We start from the raw sequence: 11,426 nt of genomic DNA, 5'->3' as shown, positions 1-11,426 counted from the left end.
GGGCCGCCTCGGCGGTGCGGCGGGCCTGCTGGGCGGCGGCGCTGCCGGGGCGGTCGCGCAGGGCCTCGGCGACGCGGCGGTACGCCTCCGGGGTGGGCGTCGACCCGGCGGCGGGCAGCTCCTTGGGAGCGTCGGCCGCGGTCGCCTGGGCCAGGACGCGGCGGCCCTCCAGGGCGCTGGCGCGCTCGGTCTCGGCGGTGGCGTAGCGGCGCAGCAGGTCGGCGTGCTCGCCGCGCAGTCCGGCCAGTTCGACGCGCTTGGCGCGGAGCTTGGCGTCCAGGCGGATGCGCAGGGCGCGGGACTCCTCCAGGTCCGCCTCCAGTTCGGCGAGGCGCTCCTCGGCCTTCCACTGGTCGGCGGTGCGGGCGCGGGTCAGCTCGGCGACCTGACGGCCGGCGCTGCGGTCCCAGCCGCGCATGAGGACGGCACCGGTGACGGCGGCGGCCGCCGCCGCGGCGGCGAGCAGCCGCACGACCACGAGTTCCCCGGGGACCCAGGCCGCCGCGGCGCAGACGACCGCGGCGCCGGCGACCGCGGAGGGCGGCATCAGCTTGTGCAGAGGCGGGGAATGACGGTGGCGTCCACGTGGCATGGCCTGAAATTTACCGTGCGTAGGCGCGGTGTGGGGGGTCGGCCCGGCAATCTCTTGGCCACTTCTCGACGACGGAATCGGAGAGACCGCGTTCCGCTTCCGCTTCGGGCCGACTTCCCCTCTTCGGCGCCTACTTCCCGACCAGCCCCTTCTCCTTCAGATAGGCGGCGGCGACGTCCTCGGGCTTCGCCCGCTCGGCGTCCACCTTGCGGTTGAGTTCGGCGAGATCCGCGGTGGTGAGCACCTTGGTGATCTTGTCGAGCGCGGCGGTGACCTCGGGCGCCCCGGCCTCCTTCGCGTTCACCACCGGAAGCACGTTGTCGGCGTTCTGCAGGTGCTTGTCGTCCTCCAGGAAGACCAGGCCGAAGCTGTCCACCGTGGCGTCCGTGGTGGTGGTCAGGACCAGCTGGTCCACCCCGTCCTTGACCGCCTGCTTGGCCTGCGGGGTACCGACGCCCTTGGGGTCGACGCCGGCCACGTCGGTGCCGTACGTCTTCTTCAGACCGGGGGCGCAGAAGGGGCGGACCGCGCATTCGTCGCCCGCCGCGATCTTCACCTTCAGCTTCGCCGCGCCGAGATCGGAAAGCGTCTTCAGCTTGTTCTTCTCGGCGAATTCCTTCGACACCGCGAAGGCGTTCTGGTCGACCGCCCCGCCGGCTTCCAGGACCTTCAGTCCGCGCGGTTCCGCGAGCCCGCGGAGCGCGTCCACGGTGGCCTTCACGTCACCGGAGGCGACCGGCTTCTCCTCGGGCGCCTCCGGGCCGTTCACCTTCGCGTTGAGGAATTCCGCGAGCGTCGCCGCGTATTCCGGCACGACGTCGATCTCGCCCTTCTCCAGGGCGGGCTCGTACAGCTCCCGGTTCTTCACCGTGGTGACCGAGGCCGAGTAGCCCGCGTCGCGCAGCAGCTGCGCGTACAGCTCGGCGAGCACCTTCGACTCGGTGAACGCGGCCGCGCCCACGACCAGGGAGCCCTTCTCCCCGCCGGAGCCCGAGGAGCTCTTCTCCTTGCCCTGCTCCAGGCTGTCGCCGCCGCACGCGGTGAGCGAGACGGCCAGCGCGGCGGCACCCAGCAGCGCGCCCGTGGCGCGCGAGATCCTCTTCACGACTTCAGTCCTTCGCTCTCGGTGTCCACATACGTCAAGTCCGGGGCGGCCGGGGCACGAGCAACCGGTCCAGGGCCACCAGCACGCCCTCCACCACCAGCGCGAGCAGGGCCACCAGAACGGCGCCCGCGACCACCTGCGCGGTGTCGTAGAGCGCGAAGCCCGCGGTGATGATCCGGCCGAGACCGCCCTGGCCGACCATGGCGGCGATCGTCGCCGTCGCGACCACCTGCACGGCGGCGGACCGGACGCCGGTCATCACCACCGGCGCCGCCAGCGGCAGTTCGACCCGGCGGAAGACCTGCCCGCCCGTCATCCCCATGCCCCGGGCCGCCCGGACGGCCGCCCGGTCGACCTCCCGGACCCCCACGTACGCGTTCGTCAGCAGCGGCGGTATCGCGAAGAGGACCAGGGCGGTCACGGTCGGCACATAGCCCGCGTTCCGCAGCGGGGAGACCATGAAGAGGGCGAGGACGGCGAAGACCGGGACCGCCCGCCCCACGTTCGACACGTTGACCGCCAGCGCCCCGCCACGGCCGAGGTGGCCCAGCCACAGCCCGAGCGGCAGGGCGAGCGCCCCGGCGATCAGCAGCGCCAGCACGCTCACGTACACGTGCTCGGCCAGGCGCGCGCCGACACCCTCCTCGCCGGTCCAGTGCGCACCGGTGGTGAGCCAGGCCCACGCGTCCGTCACGACCCCCACCTCACCCACCCCCCGGCGCGCCCTGGGCCCGGGACCAGGGCGTGAGCAGCCGCTGGACGCCCAGGAGCAGCAGGTCGGCGACGACGGCGAGCAGCACGCAGAGCACCGAGGCGGCGAGCACCTGGGCCTTGAAGAAGGTGGGCAGGGCGTCCTCGATGAGATTGCCGAGGCCGCCGCGGCCGACGACCGAGCCGACGGTGGTGAGCGCGATCGTGGTGACGGTGGCCATCCGGACGCCGGCCATCAGGACCGGCAGCGCGAGCGGCAGTTCGACCTGCCAGAGCAGCCGCCAGGGGCCGAAGCCGAGCCCGCGCGCCGCCTCCCGGGTCTCGGCCGGCACCGCTTCGAGCCCGGCCAGCGTGTTCCGCACCAGGATCGTCAGCGCGTACAGCACCAGACCGGTGACGACCAGCGCCGAGGAGAGGCCGAGGACGGGCAGCAGCAGGGAGAACATGGCGAGCGACGGCACCGTGTAGAGCAGGGTGGTCAGCCCGAGGACCGGTGCGGCCAGCCGCGGCCGGGCCCGCACGAGCAGGGCCAGCGGCACGGCGACGAGGAGCGCGATCGCCACGGAGGCGGCGGTGAGGCCGATGTGCTGGACCAGGGCGTCGGTCAGCTCCTCGCGGCGGGTGCGCAGGTACTCCCCGCAGATCCAGTCGTTGCCGACCAGACAGTTCGGCGCGCTCATCCGGACCTCCCCCCCAGGTCGCCGCCGTTAGAACGTGTGTATGGCGACCCTAGCGTCCGCCACCGACAACGGGGCCGGTCCGAGGCCCGCGCCGCCGATCCGCCACCTTGCCGCAACACCGCCTTCACACATGCCGGATGACGAGGGGACAGAATGGCCCCATGATCCGGTTCGAACAGGTGACCAAGCGCTATCCGGACGGCACCACCGCGGTCGACGACCTCTCCTTCGAGGTCGCCGAAGGTGAGCTCGTCACGCTCGTGGGCCCCTCGGGCTGCGGCAAGACGACCACGATGATGATGGTGAACCGACTGGTCGAGCCGACCTCCGGCCGCGTCCTCGTCGACGGCCGGGACGTCGCCGGGGTCGACCCGGTCGCCCTGCGCCGCAAGATCGGCTACGTCATCCAGCAGGTCGGGCTCTTCCCCCACCGCACCGTCCTCGACAACACCGCGACCGTCCCCGCCCTGCTCGGCTGGAAGAAGGCCGCCGCACGCGCGCGTGCCGCCGAACTCCTCGAACTCGTCGGCCTCGACCCCGCCGTCCACGGCCCCCGCTACCCCGCCCAGCTCTCCGGCGGACAGCGCCAGCGCGTCGGCGTGGCCCGCGCGCTCGCCGCCGACCCGCCGGTCCTCCTCATGGACGAGCCCTTCGGCGCCGTCGACCCGGTCGTCCGCGAGCGGCTCCAGAACGAGTTCCTCGCCCTCCAGGCCACCGTCCGCAAGACCGTCCTCCTCGTCACCCACGACATCGAGGAGGCCGTCCGGATGGGCGACCGCATGGCCGTCTACGGCGAGGGCCGCATCGAGCAGTTCGACACCCCGGCCACCGTGCTCGCCTCCCCCGCCACCCCGTACGTCGCCGACTTCGTCGGCGGCGACCGCGCCCTCAAGCGGCTCGCCGTCACCCCCGTCACGGCCGAGGACCTCGACCCGCTCCCGGACGGCGCCGCACCGACCGGGGACCCCCGCTCCGTCCCCCTCGGCGGCAGCCTCAAGGACGCGCTCGCCCTGCTCCTCCAGGACGACTCCGGACAGCTGACCGTCACCGGCGACGACGGCCGCCCCCTCGGCACCCTCACCCCCGCCGGGGTCCACCGCGCCCTGCGCCGCAGCGCCGCGTAGATCAGTCCGCCCGCAGCTTCCCGCTCATCCACACCAGGCCGGGCGGGATCTCGCGGTTCCAGGTGGTGAAGTTGTGGCCCCCGCTCTCCAGCGTGATCGAGGAGACCCGGGCCGGGCTCCGCACCTTCCGGACGAACTCCCGCGTCGCCTTCAGGTTCCCCTCGCCCGACCTCGACGTGGTCACCAGGAACGAGGAGGCAGGCTGCGGACGGTGGTCCAGGCTCCACAACAGGTCGGCCCGCCGCCGCAACCCCTCGTCCCCGTGGAACAGGTCACCGGTCGTCACGTCCTCCGCCGCCCGGTAGTACGCGGAGAAACCCGCCCCCGCCGCGAACCGGTCCGGATGGTGCAGGGCGATCTTCAGCGCGCAGTAACCACCCGTCGAGTTCCCCATGAACCCCCAGTTCCGGGCCTTCGTCCCCACCCGGTACGTCTCCGACACCGCCCGCGGCAGGTCCTCGGCGAAGAACGTCTCCGACTTCGGACCGCCCGGCACGTCCACGCACTCGGTGTCCCTCGGCGGCGCCACCGTCGGCCGCAGCATCACCAGGACCATCGGCTGCATCCGGCCCTCCTTGGCCTGGAGCGCCGCCGTCCTCGGGTACTTCAACCCCTTGATCAGGTTCTCCGCCGTGCCCGGATACCCCGTCAGCACCACCGCCGCCGGGAACGACCGCTTCGCGTACCGCTCCTGGAAGTACTCCGGCGGCAGGTACACGAAGGCCGGCGAGGTGATCCCCGACCGGTCGCCCCGCACCACCACCTGCTGGATCTGCCCGCCCACCGACGGCCGCGCCCCGCCCGGCACGTCCACCGCGCGCGTGCCCACCACCCGCACGTCCTTCGCGGCCGCGCCGTGGTCCACCACGACCCCCATCTCCTGCTCCTGGCCGAACAGATCCGCCCAGGAACCGTAGAAGAGGAAGGAACGGTTCGCCGCCAGGCCCACCGCCGCGAACAGCGCCAGCTGCGTCGCGAACAACAACCCCACCCTGCCCACGACCGGCCGCCACCCCCGCCCGGCCAACCGCGGCCACCACAGCACCGTGACCGAGAACAACGCGACGGCCGCCACCACCGCCGTGACGAGCGCCGCACCACTGGTGAGACCCATGAGACGTCCGAACCTTCCTGAGTACGACTTCCCGGACGCCCCGACGACTTCCTGAGAATTTCCTGTGCCCCGATGAACCCGCCCCCGCCCAGCCCCGTCCTAAGGAGCGCCCCGAACGGGGCCGAAAAAGACCACGGAAGCACGGGAAGCGCGGGAAGCGATGTCTGTCACGGTAGATGGGGACAAAACATCATCGGTTCCGGTCCGGGTCCGCCGAATTCTCCGCGGCCCCGAACCGGAACGCGTCCCCGCCCTCATCGGCACGGCGGTCAGCCTCATCGGACTCCTCGACATCGCCGCCGGCGTCTTCCCCCGGTTCCGCGCCAGCCGCGTCCACGCCCTCGCCGAAGTCCTCCCCGGCACCCTCGGCCCGCTCTCCGCCGCCGTCTCCCTGTGCGCCGGCGTCCTCCTGCTCCTCGTCGCCCACGGCCTCAAACGCCACAAGCGCCGCGCCTGGCGGGCCGTCGTCCTCCTCCTGCCGCTCGGCGCCGTCGCCCAGTTCGTCTGGCGCCACTCCGTCCTCGGCTCCCTGCTCTCCCTCGCCCTGCTCGCCCTGCTGCTGCGCCACCGCGACCAGTTCGCCGCCCTCCCCGACCCCCGCAGCCGCTGGCGCGCCCTCGCCAACTTCGTCGTCATGGGCGCCGGCTCCCTCGCCCTCGGCCTCGTCGTCGTCAGCGCCCACCCCCGCCGCGTCGTCGGCGACCCCAGCCTCACCGACCGCCTCGAACACGTCCTCCTCGGACTCGTCGGCGTCGAAGGCCCCGTCGCCTACACCCACGACGTCGACTGGACCGTCGGCTACTCCCTCGGCGCCCTCGGCACCCTCACCACGCTCACCACCCTCTACCTCGCGCTGCGCCCCGAGCACCCCGCCGCCCGACTCACCGACGAGGACGAGGTCCGGCTCCGCGCCCTCCTCGACCGCCACGGCGGCCGCGACTCCCTCGGCCACTTCGCCCTCCGCCACGACAAGGGCGTCGTCTTCTCCCCCAGCGGCAAGGCCGCCGTCTGCTACCGCGTCGTCTCCGGCGTCATGCTCGCCAGCGGCGACCCCATCGGCGACGTCGAAGCCTGGCCCGGCGCCATCGAACGCTTCATGGACGAGGCCCGCGCCCACTCCTGGACCCCCGCCGTCATGGGCTGCTCCGAGACCGGCGGCCAGGTCTGGACCCGCGAGACCGGCCTCGACGCCCTCGAACTCGGCGACGAGGCCGTCATCGACGTCGACGCCTTCTCCCTCTCCGGCCGCGCCATGCGCAACGTCCGCCAGATGGTCAAGCGCATCGAACGCAACGGCTACACCACCCGCGTGCGCCGCGTCCGCGACCTCTCCGACACCGAACTCGACCTCGTCCGCCGCGCCGCCGCCGACTGGCGCGGCACCGACACCGAACGCGGCTTCTCCATGGCCCTCGGCCGGATCGGCGCCCCCGGCGACGGCGACGCCGTCATAGCGACCGCCCACCTCACCGACCCCGACGGGTCCGACGGCCCCTACGGCGACCTCAAAGCCATGATCCACTTCGTGCCCTGGGGCCCCGACGGCATGTCCCTCGAACTCATGCGCCGCGACCGGAGCGCCGACCCCGGCATGAACGAGCTCCTCATCGTCGCCGCCCTCCAGGCCGCCCCCACCCTCGACATCCGGCGCGTCTCCCTCAACTTCGCCATGTTCCGCTCCACCCTCGCCCGCGGCGAACGCATCGGCGCCGGCCCCGTCCTCCGCCTCTGGCGCGGCCTCCTCCTCTTCCTCTCCCGCTGGTTCCAGATCGAGTCGCTCTACAAGTTCAACGCCAAGTTCCAGCCACGCTGGGAACCCCGCTTCGTCGTCTACCGCACCGGCCGCGACCTCCCCCGCATCGGCCTCGCCGCCATGCAGGCCGAAGGCTTCCTCAGCCTCGCCCTCCCCCGCCCCTTCGCCCGCCGCCGACCCGCCAGGACCCCCCGCCCCTGCGCCCACGTCGTACCGCCCCGCGGCAGCCGGGAACACGAGGTCAGTGCGGCCTGAAACCGCCCCGGACCCCTACGGGCCCTACGCTGGTCGTATGAGTACGACGATCGACCGGGGCGCTCCCCTCGGCCTTCCCGAGTGGGACCGCTGCGCGGTCATGGGCGTGGTCAACGTGACCCCGGACTCCTTCTCCGACGGCGGCCGCTGGTTCGACACCACGGCCGCCGTCAAACACGGCCTCGACCTCGTCGCCCAGGGCGCCGACCTCGTCGACGTCGGCGGCGAGTCCACCCGGCCCGGCGCCACCCGCGTGGACGAGGAGGAGGAGCTCCGCCGCGTCGTCCCCGTCGTCCGCGGCCTCGCCGCCGAAGGCGTCACCGTCTCCGTCGACACCATGCGGGCCTCCGTCGCCACCGCCGCCGTCGCCGCCGGAGCCACCCTCGTCAACGACGTCAGCGGCGGCCTCGCCGACCCCGGCATGATCCCCGCCGTCGCCGCCGCCGAGGTCCCCTTCGTCGTCATGCACTGGCGCGGCTTCAGCCAGGACATGAACAGCCTCGCCGTCTACGACGACGTCGTCACCGAGGTCGTCACCGAACTCCGCACCCGGATGGAGGCCGTCGTCGACGGCGGCATCGCCCCCGAGCGGATCGTCATCGACCCCGGCCTCGGCTTCGCCAAGCTCGCCCCCCACGACCTCGCCCTCGTCGCCCACCTCCCCGAGCTGCGCGCCCTCGGCCGCCCCCTCCTGGTCGCCGCCTCCCGCAAACGCTTCCTCGGCCACGTCCTCACCCGCGAGCCCGGCGCCGTCCCGCCGCCCGCCCGCGAGCGCGACGCCGCCACCGCCGCCGTCTCCGCCCTCGCCGCCCACGAGGGCGCCTGGGCCGTCCGCGTCCACGAGGTCTGGGCCACCGCCGACGCCGTCCGCGTCGTCCGCGCCGTCGAAGGAGCCCGGTGACCGGCGGGCCCGGGGCGAACGGGCCCGAGCCCGACGGGCCCGAGGCGAGCGGGCCCGGGACCGGCGGACCCGGGGCAGGCGGACCCGGGACCGGCGGGCCCGAGGGCGGCTGGGCCACCGACCGCACCGCCGTCGAAGCCGCCAACACCGCCTTCTACGCGGCCATGGAGGAGGGCGACTTCGACCGCCTCGAAGACCTCTGGCTCGACGACGGCGCCACCGACATCTCCTGCGTCCACCCCGGCTGGCCCGTCCTCACCGGCCGCGGCGAGGTGCTCCGCTCGTACGCCCTGATCATGGCGCACACCGACTACATCCAGTTCTTCCTCACCGACGTACGCATCGCCCTCGCCGGCGACACCGCCCTCGTCACCTGCACCGAGAACATCCTCAGCGGCGGCCCCGCCGAGGACGGCGCCGAGCTCGGCCCGCTCGTCGGACAGCTCGTCGTCGCCACCAACGCCTTCCGCCGGACCCCCGAAGGCTGGCGGATCTGGTCCCACCACGCCTCCCCCGTCATCGCCGGAACCGACGACGACACACCCCCCGCGGCCCCCGACGACGACCCCGGAACCTCCGCCTGACGGCCCCGACAGCAAGCGCTGTCGGTGCCCGCAGGTAGATTCGATGGAGGACACCCGGCCGTCCGCACCCGGCTGCGTGCCCCCGCAACTACGACAGCAGGAGTGATTCGCGTGGATCGTGTCGCGCTGCGCGGCCTCAAGGCCCGAGGTCACCACGGCGTCTTCCCCAAGGAGCGCGAGGAGGGGCAGACCTTCATCGTGGACCTGGTCCTCGGCCTCGACACCCGCCCGGCGGCCGCCGACGACGACCTCACCAAGACCGTCCACTACGGCGTGGTCGCCGAGGAGGTCGTCGACGTCGTCCAGGGCGAGCCCGTGGACCTGATCGAGACACTCGCCGAGCGCATCGCCCAGCAGTGCCTCAGCCACGCCGGCGTCCAGGAGGTCGAGGTGGTCGTCCACAAGCCGGACGCACCCATCACCGTCCCCTTCGACGACGTCACCGTCACGATCACCCGGAGCCGACGATGAAGCCGACCCAGAGCGACCCCACCGTCCAGCCCGTACCCGCCGCCGTCGTCGCCGCCGTCGACGCCGCCGACACCACCCTCTCCAACCCCCGCTGGGCCGTCCTCGCCCTCGGCGCCAACCTCGGCAACCGCCTGGAGAACCTCCAGGGAGCCGTCGACGCCCTCGGCGACACCCCCGGCCTCCGCGTCAAAGTCGTCTCCCCGGTCTACGAGACCGAGCCCTGGGGCGTCGAGCCGGACAGCCAGCCCTCGTACCTCAACGCGGTCGCCCTCGTGAAGACGACCCTCCCGCCCTCCTCCCTCCTGGAGCGCGCCCAGGCCGTCGAGGAGGCCTTTTTGCGGGTCCGGGACGAGCGCTGGGGCGCCCGCACGCTGGACGTCGACATCATCACGTACGCCGACGTGGTCTCCGACGACCCCGTCCTCACCCTCCCCCACCCCCGCGCCCACCAGCGCGCCTTCGTGCTGGCCCCCTGGCACGACGCGGACCCCGAGGCCCAGCTCCCCGGCCACGGTCCGGTGGCGGCCCTCCTCGCCGTCGTCGACCGCGCCGGCGTGACGCCCCGGACCGACCTGGAACTCCGTCTCCCCGAGTAATCGTTACGCTACGTGGCAGACCACCCGCGACCACGTGAAGGACACCCGGTGAAACAACTGCGGCTCAAGGTGCTCGCCGGACTCTTCCTGGTCGCCGGCATCCTCTCCTGGGGCGGCGCCCGCCTGTGGGACTCCGTCGGCACGCTCCCCAGCGTGCCGCTCGCCGCGCCCATCGTCCTCGCCGTGATCGCGGTGGTCCTCACCGCGACGGCCCTGTCGATCCGGGTCCGCCTCAAGGCCCAGCGCGAGCGCCGCCCCGGCGCCAAGGGCGTCGAGCCCCTGATGGCCGCCCGCGCGGTCGTCTTCGGCCAGGCCAGCGCCCTGGTCGCCGCCCTCGTCGCCGGTCTCTACGGCGGCGTGGGCGTCTTCCTCCTCGGCTCCCTCGACGTCCCCGCCCGCCGCGACCAGGCCCTCTACGCCGCCGCCGCGGTCGTCGCCGGCTTCGGCGTCATCGCCGCCGCCCTCTTCCTGGAGCGCATCTGCAAACTCCCCGAGGACGACGACAAGGGCCCCGCCCCGGCCGCCTGACCCCTACCAGGCCTCGCGGGCGAGGTGTCCGTTGACCAGGAAGGTGGGGTGCGGGGCGAGCCGGTACCCGTAGAAGGTGAACGGCTTCGTGCCGAGAGCCGGGCGCGGGCGGACCTCGTGCACCTGGACCCAGGAGGACTCGGGCGGGTCCAGGGGGTGGTGCTCGGGGGTGAAGGTGCCTCGGGACTGCCAGCGGTCGGAAACCACGAGCTGGGAAATCCCCTGGGGCCTCGGAGTGAACCGCGCCCCGATGACGCGGGCGACCTCGGCCAGGAAGGGAGCGTTGGCACTCACGATCATCCTGGCCGGCCAGGCTTTGATGCGGCAGCCGTCGCCCTCGACGTATCCGTCGAGGAAGCCATTGAAGGTGTCGATGTCACGGAGCACCACCCGGGGAAACCCCTGGCGGAGGTGGTGGGCGTCTCCGCCCACGTAGTGGCGCAGGGCGTCGGAGAGGTAGGAAGAGACCACCCTGACCCGGAAGCCGGGCAGGTCCCGCTTCAGAAAGCCCGAGGGCCGGGTGACCGCCTCCAAGCGGGCGGGCAGCCCCGTGCAGGCCGTCAGCGCGGTCGCGTACCGCTCCGCGAAGGCTTCCTCGTTCACCACGAGGGAGACGTAGTTCTTGCCGACCGTACCGTCGGCGCACGTGGCGCCTACGAAGTAGCCGAACTCGTATCCCGGCCGGATCGCCGGCCGCTCCCGGCACAGCTTCCGCGCGGGCGTCCACGCGACCGTCGTCCCCGCCGCGTCCGCCGCGTGTGTCCACCCGTCCGGCGTGAACAGCAGCAGGTCCGGGCTGGCGAGGAAGGCCATGTGGTCGGTGACCACCTCGACGGCGTGCCGCGCCTTGGCGGCGGTCACACCGGTGACCGTGGTCCGCACCGTCCGAACCCCGTCCAGGGTCCACATGATGTCGCCGGAGGCCACGTTCTTCGCCTGAACGCAGCCTCCGACCAGATTGACGAGCATCTTGCTCGCGAGGCCGTATCCCATACCGGGACGGTATGGAGCA

General features: G+C 73.0%; 12 protein-coding genes and 1 pseudogene. 7 read left to right on the top strand and 6 right to left on the bottom strand.

Going from position 1 to position 11,426, the window contains the following annotated elements:
• From IE321_RS16805 to IE321_RS16790, 4 genes and pseudogenes are all read right to left on the bottom strand, one after another.
• Nucleotides 1-592, bottom strand: a pseudogene (locus IE321_RS16805) (hypothetical protein); the annotation flags it as partial.
• Between the two features lie 130 nt (nucleotides 593-722).
• Nucleotides 723-1,697, bottom strand: coding sequence for an ABC transporter substrate-binding protein (locus IE321_RS16800; protein WP_190223486.1), 975 nt, complete (start codon nucleotides 1,695-1,697; stop codon nucleotides 723-725).
• Nucleotides 1,698-1,731: 34 nt separating this feature from the next.
• Nucleotides 1,732-2,400 (bottom strand): ABC transporter permease, encoded by a 669-nt coding sequence (locus IE321_RS16795; protein WP_190223485.1) that lies wholly within the window; start codon nucleotides 2,398-2,400, stop codon nucleotides 1,732-1,734.
• A gap of 1 nt (nucleotide 2,401) precedes the next feature.
• Nucleotides 2,402-3,088 carry an ABC transporter permease gene (locus tag IE321_RS16790; RefSeq protein ID WP_190223484.1) on the bottom strand — a complete coding sequence of 229 codons (687 nt, stop codon included), beginning with the start codon at nucleotides 3,086-3,088 and terminating at the stop codon, nucleotides 2,402-2,404.
• A gap of 161 nt (nucleotides 3,089-3,249) precedes the next feature.
• Here IE321_RS16790 and IE321_RS16785 point away from each other — a divergent pair, with 161 nt between their 5' ends.
• Nucleotides 3,250-4,212 (top strand): ABC transporter ATP-binding protein, encoded by a 963-nt coding sequence (locus tag IE321_RS16785; RefSeq protein ID WP_190223483.1) that lies wholly within the window; start codon nucleotides 3,250-3,252, stop codon nucleotides 4,210-4,212.
• Nucleotide 4,213: 1 nt separating this feature from the next.
• Here IE321_RS16785 and IE321_RS16780 read toward each other — a convergent pair whose 3' ends face one another.
• Complete coding sequence (locus IE321_RS16780; RefSeq protein WP_190223482.1) at nucleotides 4,214-5,326, bottom strand: alpha/beta hydrolase; 1,113 nt, start codon at nucleotides 5,324-5,326, stop codon at nucleotides 4,214-4,216.
• A 160-nt stretch (nucleotides 5,327-5,486) separates the two neighbouring features.
• On the opposite strand from IE321_RS16780, the gene IE321_RS16775 reads away from it, so the two are divergent.
• The 6 genes from IE321_RS16775 to IE321_RS16750 all read left to right on the top strand — a co-directional run bounded on the left by IE321_RS16775 (nucleotide 5,487) and on the right by IE321_RS16750 (nucleotide 10,414).
• Nucleotides 5,487-7,334 carry a phosphatidylglycerol lysyltransferase domain-containing protein gene (locus tag IE321_RS16775; RefSeq protein ID WP_190223481.1) on the top strand — a complete coding sequence of 616 codons (1,848 nt, stop codon included), beginning with the start codon at nucleotides 5,487-5,489 and terminating at the stop codon, nucleotides 7,332-7,334.
• 37 nt (nucleotides 7,335-7,371) lie between these two features.
• Complete coding sequence (gene folP / locus IE321_RS16770) at nucleotides 7,372-8,235, top strand: dihydropteroate synthase (RefSeq protein ID WP_190223480.1); 864 nt, start codon at nucleotides 7,372-7,374, stop codon at nucleotides 8,233-8,235.
• Nucleotides 8,236-8,399: 164 nt separating this feature from the next.
• Nucleotides 8,400-8,819, top strand: a complete 420-nt coding sequence (locus tag IE321_RS16765; RefSeq protein ID WP_229916422.1) for a nuclear transport factor 2 family protein — start codon at nucleotides 8,400-8,402, stop codon at nucleotides 8,817-8,819.
• Nucleotides 8,820-8,930: 111 nt separating this feature from the next.
• Nucleotides 8,931-9,290, top strand: coding sequence for a dihydroneopterin aldolase (gene folB / locus IE321_RS16760; protein ID WP_030495863.1), 360 nt, complete (start codon nucleotides 8,931-8,933; stop codon nucleotides 9,288-9,290).
• Nucleotides 9,287-9,886 carry a 2-amino-4-hydroxy-6-hydroxymethyldihydropteridine diphosphokinase gene (folK, locus tag IE321_RS16755; protein ID WP_190223478.1) on the top strand — a complete coding sequence of 200 codons (600 nt, stop codon included), beginning with the start codon at nucleotides 9,287-9,289 and terminating at the stop codon, nucleotides 9,884-9,886. Before folB ends, folK begins: the two co-directional genes overlap by 4 nt.
• Nucleotides 9,887-9,934: 48 nt before the next feature.
• Nucleotides 9,935-10,414 (top strand): DUF3180 domain-containing protein, encoded by a 480-nt coding sequence (locus tag IE321_RS16750; RefSeq protein ID WP_190223477.1) that lies wholly within the window; start codon nucleotides 9,935-9,937, stop codon nucleotides 10,412-10,414.
• A 3-nt stretch (nucleotides 10,415-10,417) separates the two neighbouring features.
• Here the strand turns inward: IE321_RS16750 and IE321_RS16745 are convergent, their stop codons facing one another.
• Nucleotides 10,418-11,407 carry a hypothetical protein gene (locus IE321_RS16745; RefSeq protein WP_226652117.1) on the bottom strand — a complete coding sequence of 330 codons (990 nt, stop codon included), beginning with the start codon at nucleotides 11,405-11,407 and terminating at the stop codon, nucleotides 10,418-10,420.
• Nucleotides 11,408-11,426 lie beyond the last annotated feature (19 nt).

Source organism: Streptomyces hydrogenans (assembly GCF_014656075.1).
GTDB lineage: Bacteria > Actinomycetota > Actinomycetes > Streptomycetales > Streptomycetaceae > Streptomyces > Streptomyces hydrogenans.
The sequence above is the reverse complement of the archived record's forward strand: the minus strand, read 5'-3'. Positions and strand labels throughout refer to the sequence as shown.

What these genes read in the sequence shown, in the direction of transcription:
- IE321_RS16785 (WP_190223483.1), top strand. Translation starts at nt 3,250, where the DNA reads ATGATCCGGTTCGAACAGGTGACCAAGCGCTATCCGGACGGCACCACC.
- IE321_RS16745 (WP_226652117.1), bottom strand. Translation starts at nt 11,407, where the DNA reads ATGGGATACGGCCTCGCGAGCAAGATGCTCGTCAATCTGGTCGGAGGC.
- IE321_RS16765 (WP_229916422.1), top strand. Translation starts at nt 8,400, where the DNA reads ATGGAGGAGGGCGACTTCGACCGCCTCGAAGACCTCTGGCTCGACGAC.
- IE321_RS16780 (WP_190223482.1), bottom strand. Translation starts at nt 5,326, where the DNA reads ATGGGTCTCACCAGTGGTGCGGCGCTCGTCACGGCGGTGGTGGCGGCC.
- folK (WP_190223478.1), top strand. Translation starts at nt 9,287, where the DNA reads ATGAAGCCGACCCAGAGCGACCCCACCGTCCAGCCCGTACCCGCCGCC.
- IE321_RS16790 (WP_190223484.1), bottom strand. Translation starts at nt 3,088, where the DNA reads ATGAGCGCGCCGAACTGTCTGGTCGGCAACGACTGGATCTGCGGGGAG.
- IE321_RS16775 (WP_190223481.1), top strand. Translation starts at nt 5,487, where the DNA reads ATGTCTGTCACGGTAGATGGGGACAAAACATCATCGGTTCCGGTCCGG.
- folP (WP_190223480.1), top strand. Translation starts at nt 7,372, where the DNA reads ATGAGTACGACGATCGACCGGGGCGCTCCCCTCGGCCTTCCCGAGTGG.